Below are 21,936 nucleotides of genomic sequence, written 5' to 3'. Positions count from 1 at the left end.
GCCCCGCTGTCCTGAACCTGTCGATGGGTGCGGAGCATGATCGAAGCAGTCGGCCTGACCAAGCGCTACGGCGACAAGACCGCTGTGTACAACCTTTCCTTCCAGGTACGGCCCGGTGCCGTCACGGGCTTCCTCGGGCCGAACGGCTCGGGCAAGTCGACGACGATGCGGATGATCCTCGGTCTGGACAACCCGACCTCGGGGACGGTGACGATCGGCGGTTATCCGTACCGCAAGCTGCCGAACGCGCCCCGCCAGGTCGGCGCCCTGCTGGATGCCAAGGCCGTCCACGGCGGCCGGCACGCCCGCAACCACCTGCTGTGCCTCGCCCAGCTCTCGGGCATCCCGGCCCGGCGGGTGGACGAGGTGCTCGGCGTGGTGGGCCTCCAGGACGTGGCCAGGAAGCGCTCCAAGGGCTTCTCGCTCGGCATGGGGCAGCGGCTCGGCATCGCCGCCGCGCTCCTCGGCGACCCCCAGGTCCTGCTCTTCGACGAGCCGGTCAACGGTCTCGACCCCGAGGGCATCCTCTGGGTCCGCAACCTGATGAAGTCCCTCGCGGCGGAGGGACGGACCGTGTTCGTCTCCTCCCACCTCATGAGCGAGATGGCCCTGACCGCCGACCACCTGATCGTCATCGGCCGCGGACAGCTCCTCGCCGACATGAGTGTGAAGGACTTCATCTCGGCCAACTCCGCCGACTTCGCTCGCGTGCGCACCCCGGCCACCGAGCCGCAGCTGCGCGAGAAGCTGGCCGGCGCCCTCACCGAGGCGGGCGGTCACGTCCTGCCCGAGCAGGACGGCGCGCTGCGCGTCATGGGACTGCCCCTCCCCCGCATCAGCGACATCGCCCACGACACCGACGTACGCCTGTGGGAGCTGTCGCCGCACCAGGCCTCGCTGGAGGAGGCGTACATGCGGATGACGCAGGGAGCCGTCGACTACCGGTCGACCATCGACCAGAAGGCCGGCCTCCAGCAGCCGCTGCCGCCCGGCGCGCTGCCGCCCATGCCGGTGCCGGGCCAGGGCCAGCCGGGCTGGTACGCGCCGCCGCCCCCGCAGCCGGGCTACACGCCGCCGCAGCCCGCCCAGGGCGCCGCTCCGGGGCCGTACGGCGCTCCGGGCGCCCCTGTGGCGCCCCCGGCTCCCGTGGGGCCGGGCGGGGCCAACCCGTACGCCCAGGCTCCCGCGCAGGCGCAGCCCGCGGCTCCGGCTCCCGCGCCGCAGGACCAGGCCCCGGCCGCCGCGTCCGCGCCGCAGGCTCAGCCCGCCGCGGCCCCGGCGCCCGCCGCAGCCCCCGCTCCCGCACCGACCACGACCGAGGACGCCCGATGAGCACGCCGCAGCCCCCGTCTCCGCAGGCCGCGCCCGCCTGGCAGGCGGCGCCCGGGTCCGCGTTCCCCACGTACACCTCGCCGATCCCCGTCGTGCGCACCCACCTCGGGAACGCCGTCGCCTCGGAGTGGACCAAGATCCGGTCGGTGCGCTCCACGATGTGGACGCTGGGCGTGTTCGTGCTGCTCGTCGTCGGCATCGGGCTGTCCGCCGCCGCGCTGGTCGCCGCCAACGCGAACGACGGCGAACTGTCCGGCGAGAACCCGCTGTCCTTCGGCTTCTTCGGACTGCTCCTGGGCAGCATGTGCATCATCACGCTCGGCGTGCTGACCACGGCCTCGGAGTACGGCACGGGCATGATCCGGACCACGATGGTGGCCTGTCCGTCGCGCGGCCGGGTGCTCGCGGCGAAGGCGGTCGTCTTCTTCCTGGTGGCCTTCGTGGTGACGCTGGTGTCGGCGGTCCTCGTCGCGATGGTGGACGTGGCGCTGCTGCCGGACGCCCGCGAGCCCTCCGGCGGCGAATGGCTCAAGGGCACGGTGGGCGTGTCCCTCTACGTCGCCCTGCTCGGTCTGCTGTCGCTGGCCGTCGGCTCGGTCATCCGGCACTCGGCGGGCGCCATCACCATCATGATCGGCCTGGTGCTGGCCCCGCTGGTGATCGCGCTGTTCATGTTCTCGTCGTCCCTGGAGGATCTGCGCCAGGCGCTGTTCGAGTACTCGATCCCCAACCAGATGAGCGTCTTCTACTCCACTTCGCTGACCGACTCCGGCCCGTCCGGCTGGGACCCGCTGTGGATCGCGCTGGGCGTGACGGCCGCCGCCTTCGCCGGCGCCTTCGCGCTGCTGGAGAAGCGGGACGTGTGAGCCTGCCGGCTCCGGTCTAGAACTTCGGCGCGTTACGGGACCGCCGCACCCCGGGGGTGCGGCGGTCCCGCGCGTTCCAGCACGCCTTGTGCCAGTGGCGGCGGTCGTCCACGCCCGCGTGCTCCGGCCAGGCGACGACGTGCGGCACCCCGTCGGGGATCATCTGGTCGCATCCGGGACAGCGGTACGTCTTGCCCTGCGCGCTCGCGCCGGCCACGTGCCGCACGCTCCACTCCTCCCCCTGCCAGCGCACGCTGGACTGCCAGCCGCCGTAACGGCTCGCGCGATCGTCCTCGGCGCTCCGGCCGAACGAGCCGTCACCCTTGGGTCGGTTGCGACGCGGGGACACGGGACACCTCACGGGGCTATACAGGAAGCAGGATGCGCGTCCAGCCTACGCGGAGCCCTCGGGGGTACCCGTAGGGCACCAATCCCCACAAGTCTCCCTCCGGGGCGCCCGATTCTGCAGACAATCCGCAAATCTCCCCACCAGGCCGTGTCCTCGGCACGTGTCAGACGGTTATGCCGGGTGGGGGAGCTCCGTGTCGGGGCCAAGGAAGCAGGAAAGTCCCATGCGTGTTGGAAGTTTCGTGTTGGCGGCCCAGTTCCCGGGACAGGGCCAGGGGGAGGCACTGCATCGCGCGGTCCGCTCCGCAGAGGTCGCCGAGGAGGCGGGCCTGGACTCGGTCTGGCTGGCCGAGCACCACTTCGTGCCGTACGGCACATGCCCGTCCGCGGTCACCCTGGCCGCTTTACTGCTGGGCCGCACCCGGCGCATCCGGGTCGGCACGGCGGTCAGCGTGCTGCCCACCGTCCACCCCGTCGCCCTCGGCGAGCAGACCGCGCTGCTGCACCTGACGAGCGGCGGCCGCTTCACCCTGGGGGTGGGGCGCGGCGGCCCGTGGGTCGACCTGGAGGTGTTCGGCTCGGGCCTGGAGGCGTACGAGAAGGGGTTCCCCGAATCACTCGATCTGCTGGTGCGCTGGCTGCGCGAGCCGTCCGTGGGCGCCGACGGCGAGCGGTTCCGCTTCCGCGAAGTCCCCGTCGTGCCCCGGCCGTCGGAGGCCCTGACGGAGACGCCGGGCCCGGAGGTCGTCGTCGCCTGCACCTCCCCCGCGAGCGTACGGCTGGCCGCCGAGCGCGGGCTGCCGATGCTGCTCGGCATGCACGTCGGGGACGAGGAGAAGGCCGAGATGGTCGCCCTGTGGCGGCAGCACGCGCGCGCGGCCGGGCGGCCGGGGGACGAGATCCGGGCCGCCGCCCATGTCTCGGCGGGCGTCTGCCAGATCGCGGACCGGCGCACCGACGCGGTGGAGACCCTGGTGAAGGCGATGCCGGGCTGGCTGAAGCAGGGCCTCGACGCCCACGTGACGGTGGACGGCCGCGCCCGCAGCATGCGGGACCCGGTGGCGTACACCGAACTGCTCTGCGGGCTGCACCCGGTGGGCACCCCGCGGCTGTGCGTCGACCGCCTCGCGGCGACCAGCGAACGGACCGGCATCTCACGCTTCGCCCTGCTCGTCGAGGGCTCCGGCGATCTGGCCGCCACGGAGGAGAACGTACGGCGGCTGGGCTCGGAGGTCCTCCCCCACCTCCGATGAACGGCCCCGCCGGCCGGGGCGCTTGCCGCTCCAGTACTTGAAGGCACCTCCCGCGTAAGGGAGCGGCAAGCAAGGCTCACGTTGCCTCAGCAGTCCCGGAACTCCGGAGACTGGTTCAGCACCTGACTGCGAACCGAGGTGAAACGGGCCAGCGTCTCGTCGACGGATGTGTCCAACGGGAACACCGCCACCCGGTGGCAGTTCTGGAAGGCCAGCCGCACACCGAAGTGCCGCTGCAGCGCACCGCGAATCGCGTCACTCGCCAGCGCTCGCAGCAACTGCCCGCGTGCCTGCTCGTCCGGCGGAGGCGTCTGGTTGTCGGCGAACTGGCCGCCGTCCACCTTCAGCTGGGCCACCAGGGAGCTGATCATCTCCCATGCGTAGGGCAGGGAGGTCCGGACGCAGTCGACGAATTCTGCTTCGTCGACCTCGCCTCGCTCGGCCTGTTCGAGTAGGGCCGGTGAGACGTCGAGCGACATGGGTTCTCCTCTCGCACCCCCGAAGCGCAGGGGTTGCCGGACAGATAATGGGAGCTCGCCAAGCACAGACACCGAGATGCACAGACACCGAGCACGCTGAGTACACGCATCACGACCTCCCGTTCTCTACGGTAGGCAACCGACCGTGACCGCACCAGGAGAATGGGCACATAGGGAGCGACGGTTGGGCGCAGTATCGGCCACTGTTGAACTGCGGTGTACCGGAGCAAAAGGTGTGGCCCGGGGGACCTCCCCGCCGTCCCGTTGCGGGTGGTGGTGGGAGACGGGTGGGCGAATCGCGTGGCGGCCCGGGCTTCGAGTAGCGTTGCCGACCATGCGTCTCGTCATCGCCCGGTGCTCCGTGGACTACGCGGGCCGGCTCACCGCCCACCTCCCTTCCGCCCCCCGTCTCATCCTGGTGAAGGCGGACGGCAGCGTCTCCATCCACGCCGACGACCGGGCCTACAAGCCCCTGAACTGGATGTCGCCGCCCTGCACGCTGAAGGAGGGCACCGGCGAGGAGGAAGGCGTCTGGACCGTCGTCAACAAGGCGGGCGAGAAACTGATCATCACGATGGAGGAGATCCTCCACGACTCCTCGCACGAACTCGGCGTCGACCCCGGCCTGATCAAGGACGGCGTGGAAGCGCACCTCCAGGAACTGCTCGCCGACCGCATCGAGACGCTCGGCGACGGCTACACGCTGATCCGCCGCGAGTACATGACGGCCATCGGTCCGGTCGACATCCTCTGCCGGGACGCCGAGGGCCGGACCGTCGCGGTCGAGATCAAGCGGCGCGGCGAGATCGACGGTGTGGAGCAGCTCACCCGCTACCTCGAGCTGTTGAACCGCGATCCCCATCTGGCACCGGTGCGGGGCATCTTCGCCGCGCAGGAGATCAAGCCCCAGGCCCGTGTCCTGGCCACGGACCGCGGCATCGGCTGCCAGGTCCTGGACTACGACGCCCTGCGCGGCATCGACGACGACAAGCTGCGGTTGTTCTGACCGACGGGCGTGCACGACGGGCCGGGTTCCTGGAAGGGAACCCGGCCCCTCTGCTGTCCGGGGTGTCTCAGATCACGGAGCCGGGCGAGGCGGAGGAGGACGACGCGGACGAGGACGCGGAGTCCGCCGTGCTCGGCGAGACGGGTGCGCCGGAGGTGGTGCCGCTCGCCGAGGTGCCGGTGGACGGGTCGTCGGTGGACGGTGTGCCGGTGGGGGTCGAGGGCCCGTCCGTCGGCGTCGACGGGTTGTCCGTCGGGGTCGAGGGGTCGCCCGTCGGCGTCGACGGATCGTCCGTCGGCGTCGACGGCGGCCTGGACGTCGAGCTGGACGCCGACGGCCTCGGGGTGGCGGTCGACCCCCCGCTCCCCGACCCCTGCGAACCACTCGCGTCCTCCGAAGGACGCGCCTCACCCGTCGGCGTCGGATCGTCCGACGTCCCCATCGTCCCGTCCGGTCCCGGGTCCGTGGGCCGGCTGGTCGCCTCGCCGGTGTCCCCGGAGCCGGTGTCGCCGCCCGGGGTGTCCGCGTCGAGGTCGCCGTCGCCCAGGCCCGTGCCGGCGGTGGGGTTGACGCCACCCCGGTCGGAGGGATCGGTGGCGTCGTTGTTGGAGGTCGCGCCGAGCGTGACGACCGTGCCGAGCACGGCCACGAGCAGGGCGCCCGCGCCGGCCGCCACGAGGTTGCGCTTGGCCAGGCCCTTCAGGCCGCCCCGGCCGCGGTGGGCCGCCGGGGCGGGGGGCCGGGCGGTGACGACGGTGGGGCCGGTGGGCGTGGGCGGCGTCGACGGGAGGGCCGCGGGGATGCCGCGCGGCGGGGACGCCGACTCCTCGCGACGGGCGTCGGGCACCTCGTCGGCGGCCGTCAGGGCCGCCAGGCCCGGTATGTCACCGGAGCGGTCGGCGACCAGGGCGAGGGCGCGGCGGCCGGCGACGGTTCCCCGCTTGTCGGCGAGGGCGCCGCGCAGGCCGAGGGACGCCTCCAGTTCGGAGCGGGCCCGGTCGAGTTGTCCGGCGCAGAGCGCCAGGACGCCGAGTTCGTGGTGGAAGTAGGCGCGGTCGGCGGACTGCCCGGCGAGGCGGGCGGCCTCGGCGCCCTCGTGCAGGGTCTGTTCCCAGGCGCTCCAGTGCAGTCCGGCGGCGAACGCGGGCGCGGCCGTGCGGGCCAGCGCGACCGCGGTCGCCTCCTCGCCGTCGGCGGGCGGCCCGGTGACCGGGACGGTCACGGCGAGGGCGGCGAGGACGGCGTCGGCCTCCGCGCAGACCCGCTCGGGCGTGACGGAGGGGTGTCCGGTCCACCAGGCGTAGTGCTGGGCGGCGGCCTCGGCGCGGGCGGTGACGTCGTCGGCGTATCCGGCGGCCTCGAGCTGGGCCTGGACGCCCGCGGCGAGCCGGTAGCGGACGCCGACCGGGGAGACGAGTCCGCAGGCGGCGAGTTCGCCGAGGGCGGCGTCGGCGTGGGTGTCGCCGACCAGGGCGGGCAGGTGGGCCTGGTGCGGGACCTCGCCGCCGAGGGCGACGGCGAAGCGCAGGGTGGCGCGGGCCGAGGCGCTGAGGCGGGCGGCGAGCAGCGGGGCGGGCGCGGCGGCCTCGCCGAGGGAGGGCAGGGGTATGTCCTCGGCCTCGCCGGGGTCGCCGTCGACGGGTGCGGCGAGCGGGCGGGCGTCCTCGAAGACGCCGAGCTCGTCGACGGCGCCGGCGGTGGCCCGCAGCCGGTCGCGCTGGAGCAGCAGGGCGCCGGCCTGGACGAACCTCAGCGGCAGGCCTTCGGACTCGAACCAGAGGTCGCCGGCCCAGTTGGCCTCCTCCTCGGTGAGGGGGCGGCCGACGGCGCGCTCGATCACCTCGACGCCGCCCGCCCGGCCGAGGCCGGTGAGGGCGACCTCCTCGACGGCGGAGCCGGCGGAGGGCGCCGGGATGTCGGGGGTCGCGCCGAACAGGAAGGCGCACTCGGGGGTGGCGTCCAGCAGTTCGTCGAGGGCGGCGCCGCCGAACTCGAGGTCGTCGACCACCACGACGGCGCCGATCTCGCCGACGAGGGCGCGCAGTTCGTCGTCCTCGGGGCGGTGGAGGGGGGCGTCGTAGACGGTGTGGAAGAGGTCGTGCAGCAGGTCGTCCGTGGTGCGGTGGTAGCCGGTGAGGCGGACGACGCCGTCGGGGGCGAGATCGGCGCAGTCCTCGGCGACGAGGTCGAGCAGGCTGGTGCGGCCGGAGCCCGGGGGGCCGGTGAGGCGGACGGAGCGGCCGCGGGCGAGCAGCCGGACCAGCTCCTCGCGCTCGTCCTGACGGCCGAGAAGCAGGTGCGCGGGCTGGGCGGGACCGGCCGGCACGGGGGGCCTGGCCGCGCGGTCGGCCTCGGCGCGCGCCTCGGGGGTGCGCTTGGCGGGCCGCTCGGGGCGTTCCGTGGGCGGGCACAGCTCGATCTCGCTGCCGTCGACGGGGTTGACGGTGAGGAGGTGGTCCCCGGAGACGAGGCGCACGGTGCGGGCGAGGGCCGGCGCGTGCTGGCCGAAGTCGGGTGTCAGGGGGTCCCTGGAGGGGCGCGGGCGCGGCGTGTGGCCGTCGCCGTCAGGGCCGTACTCCTCGGGTCCCCGGGTCGTCGGATCCATAGGTCAAGCCCCCCAAAAGCGTCGTGTGGCGGTAGCCCCTCCCGGCCTTGCTGCACACTGCGCTGTCGCTTCTGGTCCGGTGCCCGCTCGAGGGTTGCGGGCGGCGGGCAGACGAACCGTAAACCTTCGCACAGTATCTACGACAGCCCGGGGTACCACGCGGCCCGAGACGTCACGGTCTCGTGAGGATTGCGTGCGGCACGGCTTTCGCCGTGGGACGCCTGCCGGACGCCGTGTGGTGGCGGGTGCCCGTCTCCCGGATCCTGCACGCGCGGGCCCCGTACCTTCACGAATCTCACACCCTGGGGAGCGACTCCACGCCGATGCCGCCCTCGATGGCGAGGATGCGGTGCAGGCGGGTGGCCACCAGCAGGCGCTGCATCTGGGGTGGAACGCCACGCAGGACCATGCGGCGGCCGCAGCGGCCGGCCCGGCGGTGGACGCCCATGATGACGCCGAGTCCGGTGGCGTCCCAGGAGTCCAGTTCGGACAGGTCGAGCACGAGGTCGCCTACGCCGTCGTCCACCGCCGCGTGCAGGACCGTACGGGCGTCCGCCGCGCTGCGGACGTCGAGGCGGCCCCCGACGACCAGCTCGGTGTGGTCGCCCCTGATGTACATAGCGCTCCCCTAAGCGTGCGTCTCGTGCTCCGCGGTGTGATGTCCGGTGTTGCCTCCTCTGACTGCGTGAAGCGGCCGGAGGTTGCCGTCTGTGAGCGAACCGATACCGAATTCACCCGCAAGGGTGAGGACCCTGGGGCCTGTGCGGATTCAGTGCCTGGAGAAGCCCTGCCCGCTGGCGCGTGCGATCTCACCGGCATCAGCCATCCGGCGGCATCGGTCGCCCTCCCCACGGCTCTGGGCCGGACATTAGCGGGCGCGAGGGGCTGTGTGACCAGTTAGTAACGCGTTTCACGCATCAGCGGGTGAGACACCGGTCACGTCGTCAATTCATGTCTGACTCGCGCCGATTGGCACCGAACTGCGCAGCAGTGACGAACCGAACGGAACGGATCCGGAAGGACGGTCTAGATTGGCCGCATGGTCAATCTGACGCGCATCTACACCAGGACCGGAGACCGGGGCACCACGGCCCTCGGCGACATGAGCCGGGTCGCCAAGACCGACCTGCGCATCGCCGCGTACGCGGACGCGAACGAGGCGAACGCCGTGATCGGCACGGCGATCGCCCTGGGCCGCCTGGACGAGGAGATCGTCAAGGTCCTCACCCGCGTGCAGAACGACCTCTTCGACGTGGGTGCGGACCTGTCGACGCCGGTGGCGGAGAAGCCGGAGTTCCCGCCCCTGCGGGTGGAGCAGTTCTACGTCGACCGGCTGGAGGCCGACTGCGACCGCTTCAACGCGGAGCTGGAGAAGCTGCGGTCCTTCATCCTCCCCGGAGGCACGCCCGGCGCGGCCCTGCTGCACCAGGCGTGCACGGTGGTCCGCCGCGCCGAGCGCTCCACGTGGGCCGCGCTGGAGGTGCACGGCGAGGTGATGAACCCCCTGACCGCGACCTACCTCAACCGGCTGTCGGACCTGCTGTTCATCCTCGCCCGGACGGCCAACAAGGAGGTCGGGGACGTTCTGTGGGTGCCGGGCGGGGAGCGCTGAACGCTCCCGGCGGCTGCCGGCCTGGGTGCGCGCCGGGTCACCCGACTCATCGCCCGGCGCCTTCCCTCTCCTTCCCGGTCACGGCCCCCTCCGCCCCGGCGGCTGCCGGAGCCTTGCGGGGCCAGACCGTGTACGACAGGGCGATCAGGCCGTAGATGCCGACCGTGCGCAGGGCCACCCACTGGAACGTGCGCAGCGAACTGACGTCGCCGGAGTCGCCGACGTACCACACGGCGAGCTGGAGCAGGGCCAGGGCGACGGCTCCGCCGTACACGGCCCGCAGCCACAGCTTCGCCTCGTGGCGGGCGCGGGCCCGCCCGTAGCGGGGCGGCTTCGGCGGGGGCGGGGCGCCGCCCAGGCGGTGGGCGGCGTGGCCGTCGAGCCAGCGGATCGTGTAGTGGCCGAAGGCCACGGTGTAGCCGATGTACAGCGCCGCCAGGCCGTGTTCCCAGCCGGGCTCGGCGCCGTTCCTGAGGTCGACGGCCGTCGCCGCGAACAGGACCAGCTCCAGTACCGGCTCGCACAGCAGCAGCACGACACTCGTGCGGCGCCACTTCAGCAGGTAGCGGACGGCCAGCCCCAGCGCCAGCAGCACCCAGAAGCCGATCTCACAGGCGGCGATCAACCAGACGATCACGGTTCGCTCCTCTCGCTCACCGTTCCAGGCTCACGGCGGGACGGGCGGCACGCGTCGTCGGCGGTGACGAACCCGCGGTACATCGAAAGATGCAGTTCGGAACCGTCCGCGGGCATCAGGCGGCCGAGGCGGACCCCGTGTTGGATGGGGGCATGGCCGTACGACCGCCCCGACCGCACCGCTTCGACGTCTGCGCCGCGCTGGCCGGACTGCTCGGCGGACTGCTGCTGTGGGGCATCGGGCTGGCCACCCGCCCGGCGGACGAACCGATCGTGCTCCTCGACGGCCGCTGGCCGATCCTGCTGCCGCTGACGCTGATGGCGGGCTGCGAGGTGCTGCGCCGGACCGCCCCGCGCAGCGCCCTGCTGATCGGCACGGCCGCGCTGACCCTGGACACCGTCACCCAGGGCAGCGTCGCCACACTGATCATGTTCACCGACCTCGTGTACGCGGCCGTGCTGTACGGCACACCCGCCTCGGCCCGCCGCATCACGTGGATCACGGGGCTGCTCACGGTGGCGGCGACGGTGGTGCCGTTCGCGGTCTGGCGCGTGCCCGAGGCCCTGCTGCTGGGTGTGGCCGTCGGCGTCGTGTCGTTCACGCCCGCGTCGACCGGCCTGATCGTCCGCAACCACCGCGACGCCGCCGAGGCCGCCCGGCTGCGCGCCGAACAGACCGCGCTGCTCGCCGAGATGGACCGCACGCAGGCGGTCGTCGCCGAACGCGCACGGATGGCACGGGAGTTGCACGACATGGTCGCCAACCACCTGTCGGCGATCGCGATCCACTCCACGGCCGCGCTGTCCCTCGACGACCCGGACACCTCGAAGGAGGCGCTGTCGGTCATCCGGGAGAACAGCGTGGAGGGACTGGCCGAGATGCGGCGGCTGATCGGGATCCTGCGGGACAACAGCGGGGACCGCGAGCCGGCCGCCGCACCGACCCTCGACGGCCTCGGCGCCCTGGTCGAGAGCGCCCGCGCCAACGGCCTGGACGTCGCCCTCGACGCCGGCCACGACCAGGTCCCCGCCCCGGTCGAGCTCGCGGCGTACCGGATCGTGCAGGAGTCGCTCACCAACGCCCTCAAGCACGCCCGTCCCGGCCGTGTCACCGTGCGCCTGGCCCGGCGGGACGGCTCGCTCACCGTCGAGGTGAGCAGCCCGTACGGCGACCGGGACGGGCCGCGCGCCCCCGGCTCGGGTGCCGGGCTCATCGGGATGAGGGAGCGCGCGGCACTGCTGGGCGGGCACTTCGAGGCCGGTCCCGTCCAGGACCCGGCCTCGGCGGACGGCAGGATGTGGACCGTACGCGCCACCCTGCCCCTGAGCGAAGGAGACTCCGCGTGATCCGCGTCCTCGTCGCGGAGGACCAGTCCGCCGTCCGCGCCGGGCTGGTCCTCATCCTGCGCAGCGCGCCCGACCTCACGGTGGTCGGTGAGGCGGTGGACGGGGAGCAGGCGGTGGCGCTGGCCCGGGAGCTGCGGCCGGACGTGGTGCTGATGGACGTGCAGATGCCGCGGATGGACGGGGTGTCGGCGACCCGGGTGATCGTCCAGGAGGGCCTCGCGGACGTCCTCGTCCTGACCACCTTCGACCTCGACGAGTACGTGTTCGGGGCGCTGCGCGCCGGGGCCGCCGGCTTCCTGCTGAAGAACACCGAGGCGAGGGACCTCCTCACGGCGGTGCGGACGGTGGCGCGCGGCGAGGGCGTCGTGGCCCCGGCCGTGACCCGCCGGCTCATCGCGGAGTTCGCGGGCCGGCCGGCGCGGGGGTCCAAGGCCGACCCGGCGGTCCTGGAGACGCTGACCCGGCGGGAGCGCGAGGTGCTGTCGTGTCTCGGCGAGGGCCTGTCCAACGCGGGGATCGCCGAGCGGCTGGACATGGCGGAGGCGACGGTGAAGACGCACGTCAGCCGCCTGCTGGCCAAGCTGGAGCTGCGCAGCCGGGTCCAAGCGGCCGTACTGGCGCAAGAGTTGGGTGTCTAGCGCCGCACGCCCCGAGGTGGTCCAGACCTATTGACCCGTGGTCCAGACCTTTCTATTCTCGCGGCACCGTGGGCGTGAAGGCTCAGTCATGCCCCCCAACTCCCCCCGAGGAGGCGCAGCATGCGCTTCAGACACAGAGCCGCGGCAGGGTTCGCGACCCTGTTGCTCCCCTTCGCCGGGCTGGTCGGCCTCGCGAGCCCCGCCCAGGCCGCGACCTCCGCCACCGCCACCTACTCCAAGCCGCAGGACTGGGGCACGGGCTTCGAGGGCAAGTGGACGGTGAAGAACACCGGCACCACCACCCTCACCTCCTGGACCGTCGAGTGGGACTTCCCCTCCGGAACCTCCGTCGGCTCCGCCTGGGACGCCGACGTCACCTCCTCCGGCACCCACTGGACCGCGAAGAACAAGTCCTGGAACGGCACCCTGGCCCCCGGCGCCTCCGTCTCCTTCGGCTTCAACGGCACCGGCTCCGGCTCCCCGTCCAACTGCAAGCTCAACGGCGGCAGCTGCGACGGCACCTCCGTCCCGGGCGACGCCGCACCGTCCGCACCGGGCACCCCCACCGCCTCCGACATCACCAACACCTCGGTGAAGCTGGCCTGGAGCGCCGCCACCGACGACAAGGGCGTCAAGAACTACGACGTGCTGCGCGACGGCGCCAAGGTCGCCACCGTGACCACCACCTCGTACACGGACACCGGTCTGACCGCCGGGACCGACTACTCCTACACCGTCCAGGCCCGTGACACCGCCGACCAGACCGGACCGGTCAGCGGAGCGCGCGCCGTGCGCACCACCGGCGGCACCACGGAACCCCCGCCCCCCGGCAACAAGGTCAAGCTCGGCTACTTCACCGAGTGGGGCGTCTACGGCCGCAACTACCACGTCAAGAACCTGGTGACGTCCGGCTCGGCCTCGAAGATCACGCACATCAACTACGCGTTCGGCAACGTCAAGAACGGTCAGTGCACCGTCGACGACACCTACGCCGCCTACGACAAGGCCTACACCGCCGACCAGTCCGTCAGCGGCACCGCCGACACCTGGGACCAGCCACTGCGCGGCAACTTCAACCAGCTGCGCCAGCTGAAGGCCAAGTACCCGCACATCAAGGTGCTGTACTCCTTCGGCGGCTGGACCTACTCGGGCGGCTTCGGCCAGGCCGCGGCCAACGCCGCCGCGTTCGCCAAGTCCTGCAAGGCCGTCGTGGAGGACCCGCGCTGGGCCGACGTCTTCGACGGCATCGACATCGACTGGGAGTACCCGAACGCCTGCGGCCTGACCTGCGACACCTCCGGTCCGGCGGCGTTCAGGACCCTCATGCAGGCCCTGCGCGCCGAGTTCGGCTCGAACTACCTGGTCACCGCGGCCATCACCGCCGACGGCTCCTCCGGCGGCAAGATCGACGCGGCCGACTACGGCGGCGCCGCCCAGTACCTCGACTGGTACAACGTGATGACGTACGACTACTTCGGCGCCTTCGACAAGGACGGCCCGACCGCCCCGCACTCCCCGCTCACCTCGTACCCGGGGATCCCGGCCGCCGGCTTCAACTCCGCCGACGCCATCGCCAAGCTGAAGGCGAAGGGAGTCCCGTCCGCCAAGCTGCTCCTCGGCATCGGCTTCTACGGCCGCGGCTGGACCGGCGTCACCCAGTCCGCCCCCGGCGGCACGGCGACCGGCGCCGCGCCCGGCACGTACGAGGCGGGCATCGAGGACTACAAGGTCCTGAAGAACTCCTGCCCCGTCACCGGCACCATCGCCGGCACCGCGTACGCCCACTGCGGCACCAACTGGTGGTCGTACGACACCCCGTCGACGATCGCCGGGAAGATGACCTGGGCCAAGAACCAGGGCCTCGGCGGCGCGTTCTTCTGGGAGTTCAGCGGTGACACCGGCAACGGCGAACTGGTGAGCGCGATCAACAGCGGGCTGTCATAGGAACATCACCCGCGGGAGGTACCCGTGGGATCTGAGCGTCGTTGACGCAGCCCCCGGACCTCGTCCGGGGGACCCCACCCAGCGAGTGAGTGTGGCTCTACGCCACATTCACTCGCTGTCCTGGTGGGGCCGCCTCGAGCCACGCGAGGAAACCGGTCAGCGCGTCCTCGCTCATCGCGAGTTCCAGGCGCGTGCCCCGGTGCAGACAGGCGAGGATCACCGCGTCGGAGAGCAGCGCCAGCTCCTCCTCGCCCTCGGGGAGGCGACGGCCGGCCACCTCGATCGAGGCACGCTCCAGTACGCGGCGCGGGCGGGGGGCGTAGGAGAAGACGCGGTACCACTCGATGCGGTCGCCGTTGTAGCGGGCGACGCCGTAGCTCCAGCCCTTGCCGCTGGGGTCCGGTTTCTCGGGGACGTCCCAGCGCAGGGAACAGTCGAAGGTGCCGCCGGAGCGCTGGATGAGTCTGCGACGCAGACCGAAGACGAACAGCCCCAGCACCACCAGGGCCACGACGATTCCGCACACAGTCAGAGCGAGGACCATCGACACCGACCTCCTCGTCTCCTAGGTACCTTCAACACAGGTAACGGAACGGAAAAAACATCCAGATCTGCCTCAGCCGCGACCGGCTCCGGATCGCTCCGGTGCCGGCCGCGGCTGAGTGACGTCATCACACGGCGCGCTGGATCAGCGTGCCGCCGCAGCACGCAGTCGTACGTCCGCACGGCGCTCGGCGGTGGCATCGCCCTCCGCCTTCGCGCGCTCGAGCTCCCGCTCCGCGCGCTGGACGTCGATCTCGTCGGACAGCTCGGCGATCTCGGCCAGCAGCGACAGCTTGTTGTCCGCGAACGAGACGAAACCGCCGTGCACCGCGGCGACGACCGTCCCACCGTCACTCGTACGGATGGTCACCGGGCCCGACTCCAGCACACCGAGCAGCGGCTGGTGACCGGGCATGACGCCGATGTCGCCGGACGTGGTGCGCGCGACGACCAGGGTGGCCTCGCCGGACCAGACCTCTCGGTCGGCCGCGACCAGCGCGACGTGCAGCTCAGCAGCCAAGGTGGCTCCTCGGGTCACCACCCGGCGGGTCTGCCGGGTGTTGGTTACAAGTCTAATGGGCGTGGAAGAGGGGGCGGGACGACCCCGCCCCCTCACACGAGCTCAGAGCGCGTGGCTCAGGAGACGCCCAGCTCCTTCGCGTTCTTCTTCAGGTCCTCGAGACCACCGCACATGAAGAACGCCTGCTCCGGGAAGTGGTCGTACTCGCCGTCGCAGATCGCGTTGAAGGCCGCGATCGACTCGTCCAGCGGGACGTCCGACCCGTCGACGCCGGTGAACTGCTTGGCGACGTGGGTGTTCTGGGACAGGAAGCGCTCCACGCGACGGGCACGGTGGACGACGAGCTTGTCCTCCTCGCCCAGCTCGTCGATACCGAGGATCGCGATGATGTCCTGGAGGTCCTTGTACTTCTGCAGGATCGTCTTGACGCGCATGGCGGCGTCGTAGTGCTCCTGCGCGATGTAGCGCGGGTCCAGGATGCGGGACGTGGAGTCCAGCGGGTCCACGGCCGGGTAGATGCCCTTCTCGGAGATCGGACGGGAGAGAACCGTCGTCGCGTCGAGGTGGGCGAAGGTGGTGGCCGGGGCCGGGTCGGTCAGGTCGTCCGCGGGGACGTAGATCGCCTGCATCGAGGTGATCGAGTGACCACGGGTCGAGGTGATGCGCTCCTGGAGGAGACCCATCTCGTCGGCCAGGTTCGGCTGGTAACCCACCGCGGAGGGCATACGGCCGAGCAGGGTCGACACCTCGGAACCGGCCTGCGTGAAGCGGAAGATGTTGTCGATGAAGAACAGCACGTCCTGCTTCTGGACGTCACGGAAGTACTCGGCCATGGTGAGGCCGGCCAGCGCGACGCGCAGACGGGTGCCCGGGGGCTCGTCCATCTGACCGAAGACCAGCGCGGTCTTGTCGATGACGCCCGAGTCGGTCATCTCCTCGATGAGGTCGTTGCCCTCACGGGTGCGCTCACCGACACCGGCGAACACGGAGACACCGTCGTGGTTGTTGGCGACGCGGTAGATCATCTCCTGGATGAGCACCGTCTTGCCGACGCCGGCACCACCGAACAGACCGATCTTGCCGCCCTTGACGTACGGGGTCAGCAGGTCGATGACCTTGACGCCGGTCTCGAACATCTCGGTCTTCGACTCGAGCTCGTCGAAGTTCGGCGCCTTGCGGTGGATGGACCAGCGCTCGCCGTCGTAGGACTCGTCGACGTTCAGCACCTCACCGAGGGTGTTGAACACCTTGCCCTTGGTGAAGTCGCCGACCGGGACGGTGATGCCGTCGCCGGTGTCGACGACCGGGGCCTGGCGGACCAGACCGTCGGTCGGCTGCATGGAGATGGTGCGGACCAGGCCGTCACCCAGGTGCTGGGCGACCTCCAGGGTCAGCGTCTTCTTCTCGCCCGCGTTCGCCGGGTCGGAGACCTCGACGTGAAGGGCGTTGTAGATGTCCGGCATCGCGTCGACGGGGAACTCCACGTCGACGACCGGGCCGATGACCCGGGCGACGCGGCCCGTAGCCGTCGCGGTCTCAACAGTGGTGGTCATTAGCGGTCACTCCCCGCGGTCGCGTCGGCCAGGGCGCTCGCGCCACCGACGATCTCGCTGATTTCCTGGGTGATTTCGGCCTGGCGGGCCGCGTTGGCAAGCCGGGACAGCGTCTCGATGAGCTCTCCGGCGTTGTCGGTGGCCGACTTCATCGCGCGCCGCGTGGCGGCGTGCTTGGAGGCGGCCGACTGGAGCAGCGCGTTGTAGACGCGGCTCTCCACATAGCGCGGCAGCAGGGCGTCGAGGACGTCCTCCGCCGAGGGCTCGAAGTCGTAGAGCGGAAGGATCTCGCCCTGCGGCTTCGCCTCCTTCGCGACCTCGTCGAGGCTGAGCGGCAGCAGGCGGTCGTCGAGCGCCGTCTGCGTCATCATCGAGACGAACTCGGTGAAGACGATGTGGATCTCGTCCACACCGCCGTCGGCCGTGTCCTTCTCGATGGCCTCGATCAGGGGGGCCGCGACCTTCTTGGCGTCCGCGTACGACGGCTCGTCGGTGAAGCCCGACCACGACTCCGCGATCTTGCGCTCACGGAAGTTGTAGTGGGCGACCCCGCGCCGGCCGACGATGTACGTGTCGACCTGCTTGCCCTCGCGCTCCAGCCGCTCGGTGAGCTGCTCCGCCTGCTTGATGGCGTTGGAGTTGAAGGCACCGGCGAGACCACGGTCGCTCGTCAGGAGCAGCACCGCGGACCGCGTGACCCTCTCGGCCTGCGTGGTCAGCGGGTGCTTGGTGTTCGAACCGGTACCGACCGCCGTGACCGCGCGGGTGAGCTCGGTCGCGTACGGCGTGGAGGCCGCCACCTTGCGCTGCGCCTTGACGACGCGCGAGGCGGCGATCATCTCCATCGCCTTCGTGATCTTCTTGGTCGCGGTGACGGATCGGATGCGACGCTTGTAGACCCGGAGCTGGGCTCCCATGAGTCAGGTCCCTTCCTTACGTCACTTGGCGGCGGACGCGGCGTCCTCGCCGAGCAGCTTGCCGTCCGAGGTCTCGAACTGCTTCTTGAACTCGGCGACGGCGTCGTCGATCGCCTGGATGGTGTCGTCCGACATCTTCGCGCCCTCCTTGATGGAGGTCATCAGGCCCTGCTCCTTGCGGTGCAGGTAGTCCAGCAGCTCCCGCTCGAAGCGGCGGATGTCGGCGACCGGGACCTCGTCCATCTTGCCGTTGGTGCCGGCCCAGATGGAGACGACCTGGTCCTCGGTGGCCATCGGCTGGTACTGGGCCTGCTTCAGCAGCTCGACCATGCGCGAACCGCGCTCCAGCTGCGCCTTCGACGCGGCGTCCAGGTCGGAACCGAAGGCGGCGAACGCCTCCAGCTCACGGAACTGGGCGAGGTCGACGCGGAGACGGCCGGAGACCTGGCGCATCGCCTTGTGCTGCGCGGAACCACCGACTCGGGAGACGGAGATACCGACGTTCAGCGCGGGACGCTGACCGGCGTTGAACAGGTCCGACTCCAGGAAGCACTGGCCGTCGGTGATGGAGATGACGTTGGTCGGGATGAACGCCGAGACGTCGTTGGCCTTGGTCTCGACGATCGGCAGACCGGTCATCGAACCGGCACCCATGTCGTCGGAGAGCTTGGCGCAGCGCTCCAGCAGACGGGAGTGCAGGTAGAAGACGTCACCCGGGTAGGCCTCGCGGCCCGGCGGGCGACGCAGCAGCAGCGACACGGCGCGGTAGGCGTCGGCCTGCTTCGACAGGTCGTCGAAGATGATCAGGACGTGCTTGCCCTCGTACATCCACTGCTGGCCGATGGCCGAACCGGTGTACGGGGCGAGGTACTTGAAGCCGGCCGGGTCGGACGCCGGGGCGGCGACGATGGTCGTGTACTCCAGCGCGCCGTTCTCCTCCAGCGCGCGGCGGACCGACGCGATGGTCGAGCCCTTCTGGCCGATGGCGACGTAGATGCAGCGGACCTGCTTCTTCGGGTCGCCCGAGCGCCAGTTGTCGCGCTGGTTGATGATCGTGTCGACGGCCAGGGCGGTCTTGCCGGTCTGGCGGTCGCCGATGATCAGCTGACGCTGACCACGGCCGATCGGGGTCATCGCGTCGACGGCCTTGTAGCCGGTCTCCATCGGCTCGTGCACCGACTTGCGCTGCATGACCGTGGGGGCCTGCAGCTCGAGGGCGCGGCGGCCGGACGTCTCGATCTCGCCGAGGCCGTCGATCGGGTTGCCGAGCGGGTCGACGACGCGGCCGAGGTAGCCCTCGCCCACCGCGACGGAGAGGACCTCACCGGTACGGGTGACCGGCTGACCCTCCTCGATGCCGCTGAACTCACCGAGGACGATGGCACCGATCTCGCGCTCCTCGAGGTTGAGGGCGAGGCCGAGGGTGCCGTCCTCGAACTTCAGCAGTTCGTTGGCCATGGCCGAGGGCAGACCCTCGACCTTCGCGATGCCGTCGCCGGCAAGGGTGACCGTACCGACCTCCTCGCGCGAGGCCGCGTCCGGCTTGTACGACTGGACGAAGTTCTCCAGCGCGTCCCGGATCTCCTCCGGCCGGATCGTGAGCTCCGCCATCTGGGTTCCCTGCTCTCCTTGTTGGGCCCGAAGTTTCTTTGGGGGTCTGGGGGCGACCCCCAGGAATCCTCTGCACGGCCCAACCAGGGCCGTAAGCACTACTGCGTGTTGAGTTGCTGCTAGCTCGCCATGCGGCGGGCGGCGTCCTCGATGCGGTCCGCGAGGGAACCGTTGATCACCTCGTCGCCGACCTGCACCCGGATCCCGCCGAGGACCGCGGGGTCCACGTCGAGGTTGAGGTGCATCCGACGGCCGTAGAGCTTCGCCAGGGCGGCGCCCAGGCGCTGCTTCTGTCCGTCGCTCAGCGGCACCGCCGAGGTGACGACGGCCACCACACGGTCCCGGCGCTCGGCGGCGAGCTTGGACAGGGACTCGAGTCCCGCTTCCAGGCTACGTCCCCGCGGCGCGGTCACGAGGCGCGTCACCAGACGCTCGGTGGCCGCGTCGGCCCGGCCGCCGAGCAGGCTGCGCAGCAGCTCGCCCTTGGCCGAGGCGGTGGCCTTCCGGTTCGTCAGCGCGGCGCGCAGCTCGGTGTTCGAGGAGACGATCCGCCCGAAGCGGAACAGTTCGTCCTCGACGTCGTCGAGCGTGCCGGTCTTCTGCGCGGCGGTGAGGTCGGCGGTGTTCGCCAGGTCCTCCAGCGCGTCCACCAGGTCGCGCGACTGCGACCAGCGGGAGCGCACCAGGCCGGACACCAGGTCGGCGGTGGCGCCGCTGACCTGGTTGCCGAGCAGGCGCTGGGCCAGCTCGGCCTTGGCCTCACCGGCCTGCGCCGGGTCGGTGAGGACCCGACGCAGCGACACCTCGCGGTCGAGCAGCGCGGTGACGGCCGCCAGCTCGGCGGCGAGCTGCGCCGCGTCCACGGACGTGGAGTCCGTCAGCGCGTCGAGACGCTCGCGTGCGGCTGCCAGGGCCTCGCGGCTCGCTCCGTTCATCGCGACGCCTCGGCCTTCTCCTCGAGCTCGTCGAGGAAGCGGTCGATGACGCGGCTCTGGCGGGCGTGGTCCTCGAGGGACTCGCCGACGAGCTTGCCGGCCAGCTCGGTGGCGAGCTTGCCGACGTCCTGGCGCAGCGCGGACGCGGCGGCCTTGCGGTCGGCCTCGATCTGGGTGTGACCGGCGGCGACGATCTCCTCGCGCTGCCGCTGGCCTTCCGCGCGCATCTCGGCGATGAGCGCGGCGCCCTGCTCCTGCGCCTCCTGGCGCAGACGCGCGGCCTCGTGCCGGGCCTCGGCGAGCTGAGCCTTGTACTGCTCAAGAACGCTCTGGGCCTCGGTCTGAGCGGCCTCGGCCTTCTCGATACCGCCCTCGATGGCCTCGCGACGCTCGTCCAGAACCTTGTTGATGTTCGGGAGCAGCTTCTTGGCGAGGAAGCCGAAGACGATGACGAAGGCGAGCAGGCCGATGACAAGCTCGGGGATCGGCGGGATGAGGGGGTTCTCTCCCTCCGCAGCCGCGATCGTGAGCAGCGGGCTCATGGGTGTGCCTTTCGTCTAGTCGGCTGGTCTGGTGTCAGCGATCAGTAGCCGTAGACGAACGGCATGACCAGACCGATCAGGGCCAGCGCCTCACAGAAGGCGAAGCCGAGGATCTGGTTGGCGCGGATCAGGCCGGCGGCCTCGGGCTGGCGGGCCAGGGCCTGGGTGCCGTTACCGAAGATGATGCCGACGCCGACGCCCGGGCCGATCGCAGCGAGACCGTAACCGATGGAACCGAGGGAACCTTCGACGGCAGCAAGGGTCGTGGACATGCGAGGTTCTTCCTTCTCTTTACGGACCGGTGGGGGTTGGCCACCGGACGACTTGTGGAGGTGGGAGGGCGGTGGCTCAGTGGTGCTCGGCGAGAGCGCCCTGGATGTAGGTGCACGTCAGCAGGACGAAGACGTACGCCTGCAGAGCCTGGATGAAGAGCTCGAAGGCGGTCATCACGACGACCATCACGAACGAGACACCCGCGTAGGCGATGCCGAAGCCGTTCAGCATGTACCAGCTGGCGATCGTGAAGAGCAGCAGCAGGGTGTGACCGGCGAACATGTTCGCGAAGAGTCGCACGGCGTGCGTGAACGGGCGGATCAGCAGGTTCGAGAAGAGCTCGATCAGCATGGCCAGCGGGAGCACCGGGCCGAGCGACTTGTCGTAACCGGTGACGTTCTTCCAGAAGCCGACGAAGCCGTGCCGCTTGAAGGTCAGGGACACCCACAGGATGTAGACGAGCAGCGCCAGGATCAGCGGGTAGGAGATGATCGCGGTGACCGGGAACTGGGCGACCGGGATGATCGACCAGAGGTTCAGCATCCAGACGAAGAAGAAGAGGGAGACGACGAGCGGGACGTACTTCTCACCCTCCTTCTTGCCGATGGTCTCGTAGACGACACCGCGCCGGATGAAGTCGTAGCCCGCCTCGGCGACCATCTGGAGCTTGCCGGGGACGACCTGCGGCTTGCGGAAGGCGGCCCAGAAGAAGCCGACGATGATGATCGAGCCGAGCAGCGCCAGCAGCATCGTCTTGTTGAAGTACAGGTTGCTGTCCGCGTTGCCCCACAGGGGCTGGAACAGGAACGAGTGCAGGCCCGGCGAAACCTCGGCGAAGCCACACCCGTCGAAAAGGTGGCAGTCGGTCTCGAAGGCGAGCACCTGCGTCGGGTCAGCACTCACCGCGGGCTCCTTCAGCGTGGCGCATAGGTACGGCAACCTCGTTGTGTCGGCGCGGCGCGGAGCCGCGGTTCGG

At 70.9% G+C, this 21,936-nt stretch carries 22 protein-coding genes; 8 read left to right on the top strand and 14 right to left on the bottom strand.

The features are described 5' to 3' along the window. The first annotated feature begins 36 nt into the window (after positions 1 to 36). Positions 37 to 1,332: an ABC transporter ATP-binding protein gene (locus tag ACIHAR_RS33385; RefSeq protein ID WP_365464056.1), complete on the top strand. Its 1,296-nt coding sequence runs from the start codon at positions 37 to 39 to the stop codon at positions 1,330 to 1,332. Further along, positions 1,329 to 2,198, top strand: a complete 870-nt coding sequence (locus ACIHAR_RS33380) for an ABC transporter permease (protein WP_388755075.1) — start codon at positions 1,329 to 1,331, stop codon at positions 2,196 to 2,198. The genes ACIHAR_RS33385 and ACIHAR_RS33380 overlap by 4 nt, the downstream gene beginning before the upstream one ends. A gap of 16 nt (positions 2,199 to 2,214) precedes the next feature. Here the strand turns inward: ACIHAR_RS33380 and ACIHAR_RS33375 are convergent, their stop codons facing one another. Next, complete coding sequence (locus ACIHAR_RS33375) at positions 2,215 to 2,547, bottom strand: ATP/GTP-binding protein (RefSeq protein WP_365464061.1); 333 nt, start codon at positions 2,545 to 2,547, stop codon at positions 2,215 to 2,217. Positions 2,548 to 2,770: 223 nt separating this feature from the next. On the opposite strand from ACIHAR_RS33375, the gene ACIHAR_RS33370 reads away from it, so the two are divergent. Then, positions 2,771 to 3,799 carry an LLM class flavin-dependent oxidoreductase gene (locus ACIHAR_RS33370; protein ID WP_400022999.1) on the top strand — a complete coding sequence of 343 codons (1,029 nt, stop codon included), beginning with the start codon at positions 2,771 to 2,773 and terminating at the stop codon, positions 3,797 to 3,799. A gap of 86 nt (positions 3,800 to 3,885) precedes the next feature. Here the strand turns inward: ACIHAR_RS33370 and ACIHAR_RS33365 are convergent, their stop codons facing one another. Further along, on the bottom strand, positions 3,886 to 4,278 hold the full coding sequence (locus ACIHAR_RS33365) for an SCO5389 family protein (protein WP_365464067.1): 393 nt from the start codon (positions 4,276 to 4,278) through the stop codon (positions 3,886 to 3,888). 334 nt (positions 4,279 to 4,612) lie between these two features. Here ACIHAR_RS33365 and nucS point away from each other — a divergent pair, with 334 nt between their 5' ends. Then, positions 4,613 to 5,284: an endonuclease NucS gene (gene nucS, locus ACIHAR_RS33360; protein WP_365464070.1), complete on the top strand. Its 672-nt coding sequence runs from the start codon at positions 4,613 to 4,615 to the stop codon at positions 5,282 to 5,284. A gap of 67 nt (positions 5,285 to 5,351) precedes the next feature. On the opposite strand, the gene ACIHAR_RS33355 is transcribed toward nucS, so the two are convergent. Both ACIHAR_RS33355 and ACIHAR_RS33350 read right to left on the bottom strand, forming a co-directional pair. After that, entirely contained in the window at positions 5,352 to 7,889 is a 2,538-nt protein-coding gene (locus tag ACIHAR_RS33355) for an ATP-binding protein (RefSeq protein WP_400022998.1), read from the bottom strand. Positions 7,890 to 8,184: 295 nt separating this feature from the next. Further along, entirely contained in the window at positions 8,185 to 8,508 is a 324-nt protein-coding gene (locus ACIHAR_RS33350) for an STAS domain-containing protein (protein WP_400022997.1), read from the bottom strand. Positions 8,509 to 8,928: 420 nt separating this feature from the next. Here ACIHAR_RS33350 and ACIHAR_RS33345 point away from each other — a divergent pair, with 420 nt between their 5' ends. Then, entirely contained in the window at positions 8,929 to 9,501 is a 573-nt protein-coding gene (locus tag ACIHAR_RS33345; protein WP_365464078.1) for a cob(I)yrinic acid a,c-diamide adenosyltransferase, read from the top strand. Positions 9,502 to 9,547: 46 nt separating this feature from the next. Here the strand turns inward: ACIHAR_RS33345 and ACIHAR_RS33340 are convergent, their stop codons facing one another. Beyond that, positions 9,548 to 10,138: a hypothetical protein gene (locus tag ACIHAR_RS33340; protein ID WP_400022996.1), complete on the bottom strand. Its 591-nt coding sequence runs from the start codon at positions 10,136 to 10,138 to the stop codon at positions 9,548 to 9,550. A 152-nt stretch (positions 10,139 to 10,290) separates the two neighbouring features. Between ACIHAR_RS33340 and ACIHAR_RS33335 the strand changes: the two genes are divergently transcribed. The 3 genes from ACIHAR_RS33335 (at position 10,291) to ACIHAR_RS33325 (ending at position 14,066) form a co-directional block, all read left to right on the top strand. Beyond that, positions 10,291 to 11,484, top strand: a complete 1,194-nt coding sequence (locus tag ACIHAR_RS33335) for a histidine kinase (protein WP_365464083.1) — start codon at positions 10,291 to 10,293, stop codon at positions 11,482 to 11,484. Next, entirely contained in the window at positions 11,481 to 12,122 is a 642-nt protein-coding gene (locus ACIHAR_RS33330) for a response regulator (RefSeq protein ID WP_400022995.1), read from the top strand. The genes ACIHAR_RS33335 and ACIHAR_RS33330 overlap by 4 nt, the downstream gene beginning before the upstream one ends. A gap of 120 nt (positions 12,123 to 12,242) precedes the next feature. Then, positions 12,243 to 14,066 (top strand): glycoside hydrolase family 18 chitinase, encoded by a 1,824-nt coding sequence (locus ACIHAR_RS33325; RefSeq protein WP_365464089.1) that lies wholly within the window; start codon positions 12,243 to 12,245, stop codon positions 14,064 to 14,066. 97 nt (positions 14,067 to 14,163) lie between these two features. On the opposite strand, the gene ACIHAR_RS33320 is transcribed toward ACIHAR_RS33325, so the two are convergent. The 9 genes from ACIHAR_RS33320 to atpB all read right to left on the bottom strand — a co-directional run bounded on the left by ACIHAR_RS33320 (position 14,164) and on the right by atpB (position 21,863). Beyond that, complete coding sequence (locus ACIHAR_RS33320; RefSeq protein WP_365464092.1) at positions 14,164 to 14,610, bottom strand: DUF2550 domain-containing protein; 447 nt, start codon at positions 14,608 to 14,610, stop codon at positions 14,164 to 14,166. 144 nt (positions 14,611 to 14,754) lie between these two features. Next, the gene (locus tag ACIHAR_RS33315; protein ID WP_073940954.1) at positions 14,755 to 15,129 is read right to left on the bottom strand and encodes a F0F1 ATP synthase subunit epsilon; all 375 of its coding nucleotides are present in this window, start codon (positions 15,127 to 15,129) and stop codon (positions 14,755 to 14,757) included. Positions 15,130 to 15,245: 116 nt separating this feature from the next. Beyond that, positions 15,246 to 16,682, bottom strand: a complete 1,437-nt coding sequence (atpD, locus tag ACIHAR_RS33310; RefSeq protein ID WP_365464095.1) for a F0F1 ATP synthase subunit beta — start codon at positions 16,680 to 16,682, stop codon at positions 15,246 to 15,248. Further along, positions 16,682 to 17,599 carry a F0F1 ATP synthase subunit gamma gene (locus ACIHAR_RS33305; RefSeq protein WP_365464098.1) on the bottom strand — a complete coding sequence of 306 codons (918 nt, stop codon included), beginning with the start codon at positions 17,597 to 17,599 and terminating at the stop codon, positions 16,682 to 16,684. Before ACIHAR_RS33305 ends, atpD begins: the two co-directional genes overlap by 1 nt. A 21-nt stretch (positions 17,600 to 17,620) precedes the next feature. Beyond that, a complete protein-coding gene (gene atpA / locus ACIHAR_RS33300) occupies positions 17,621 to 19,210 on the bottom strand; it encodes a F0F1 ATP synthase subunit alpha (protein WP_365464101.1) in 1,590 nt (529 codons plus the stop codon). A gap of 119 nt (positions 19,211 to 19,329) precedes the next feature. Next, positions 19,330 to 20,145: a F0F1 ATP synthase subunit delta gene (locus tag ACIHAR_RS33295; protein WP_365464104.1), complete on the bottom strand. Its 816-nt coding sequence runs from the start codon at positions 20,143 to 20,145 to the stop codon at positions 19,330 to 19,332. Then, positions 20,142 to 20,687: a F0F1 ATP synthase subunit B gene (locus ACIHAR_RS33290; RefSeq protein WP_365464106.1), complete on the bottom strand. Its 546-nt coding sequence runs from the start codon at positions 20,685 to 20,687 to the stop codon at positions 20,142 to 20,144. Before ACIHAR_RS33290 ends, ACIHAR_RS33295 begins: the two co-directional genes overlap by 4 nt. A 41-nt stretch (positions 20,688 to 20,728) precedes the next feature. Further along, entirely contained in the window at positions 20,729 to 20,959 is a 231-nt protein-coding gene (gene atpE / locus ACIHAR_RS33285; protein WP_007384721.1) for an ATP synthase F0 subunit C, read from the bottom strand. A 76-nt stretch (positions 20,960 to 21,035) separates the two neighbouring features. Then, on the bottom strand, positions 21,036 to 21,863 hold the full coding sequence (gene atpB, locus ACIHAR_RS33280) for a F0F1 ATP synthase subunit A (RefSeq protein ID WP_365464109.1): 828 nt from the start codon (positions 21,861 to 21,863) through the stop codon (positions 21,036 to 21,038). Between the last annotated feature and the right edge of the window lie 73 nt (positions 21,864 to 21,936).

This window comes from Streptomyces sp. NPDC052016 (assembly GCF_044548445.1).
Taxonomy (GTDB): Bacteria; Actinomycetota; Actinomycetes; order Streptomycetales; family Streptomycetaceae; genus Streptomyces.
This window is presented reverse-complemented; position numbering and strand designations above follow the sequence as displayed.

Bases quoted from the DNA above. Each gene is read 5' to 3' on its own strand.
- nucS (WP_365464070.1), top strand. From the start codon at position 4,613: ATGCGTCTCGTCATCGCCCGGTGCTCCGTGGACTACGCGGGCCGGCTC.
- ACIHAR_RS33335 (WP_365464083.1), top strand. From the start codon at position 10,291: ATGGCCGTACGACCGCCCCGACCGCACCGCTTCGACGTCTGCGCCGCG.
- ACIHAR_RS33320 (WP_365464092.1), bottom strand. From the start codon at position 14,610: ATGGTCCTCGCTCTGACTGTGTGCGGAATCGTCGTGGCCCTGGTGGTG.
- ACIHAR_RS33290 (WP_365464106.1), bottom strand. From the start codon at position 20,687: ATGAGCCCGCTGCTCACGATCGCGGCTGCGGAGGGAGAGAACCCCCTC.
- ACIHAR_RS33370 (WP_400022999.1), top strand. From the start codon at position 2,771: ATGCGTGTTGGAAGTTTCGTGTTGGCGGCCCAGTTCCCGGGACAGGGC.
- ACIHAR_RS33355 (WP_400022998.1), bottom strand. From the start codon at position 7,889: ATGGATCCGACGACCCGGGGACCCGAGGAGTACGGCCCTGACGGCGAC.
- atpD (WP_365464095.1), bottom strand. From the start codon at position 16,682: ATGACCACCACTGTTGAGACCGCGACGGCTACGGGCCGCGTCGCCCGG.
- atpA (WP_365464101.1), bottom strand. From the start codon at position 19,210: ATGGCGGAGCTCACGATCCGGCCGGAGGAGATCCGGGACGCGCTGGAG.
- atpE (WP_007384721.1), bottom strand. From the start codon at position 20,959: ATGTCCACGACCCTTGCTGCCGTCGAAGGTTCCCTCGGTTCCATCGGT.
- ACIHAR_RS33385 (WP_365464056.1), top strand. From the start codon at position 37: ATGATCGAAGCAGTCGGCCTGACCAAGCGCTACGGCGACAAGACCGCT.
- ACIHAR_RS33325 (WP_365464089.1), top strand. From the start codon at position 12,243: ATGCGCTTCAGACACAGAGCCGCGGCAGGGTTCGCGACCCTGTTGCTC.
- ACIHAR_RS33380 (WP_388755075.1), top strand. From the start codon at position 1,329: ATGAGCACGCCGCAGCCCCCGTCTCCGCAGGCCGCGCCCGCCTGGCAG.
- ACIHAR_RS33365 (WP_365464067.1), bottom strand. From the start codon at position 4,278: ATGTCGCTCGACGTCTCACCGGCCCTACTCGAACAGGCCGAGCGAGGC.
- ACIHAR_RS33345 (WP_365464078.1), top strand. From the start codon at position 8,929: ATGGTCAATCTGACGCGCATCTACACCAGGACCGGAGACCGGGGCACC.
- ACIHAR_RS33305 (WP_365464098.1), bottom strand. From the start codon at position 17,599: ATGGGAGCCCAGCTCCGGGTCTACAAGCGTCGCATCCGATCCGTCACC.
- ACIHAR_RS33350 (WP_400022997.1), bottom strand. From the start codon at position 8,508: ATGTACATCAGGGGCGACCACACCGAGCTGGTCGTCGGGGGCCGCCTC.
- ACIHAR_RS33295 (WP_365464104.1), bottom strand. From the start codon at position 20,145: ATGAACGGAGCGAGCCGCGAGGCCCTGGCAGCCGCACGCGAGCGTCTC.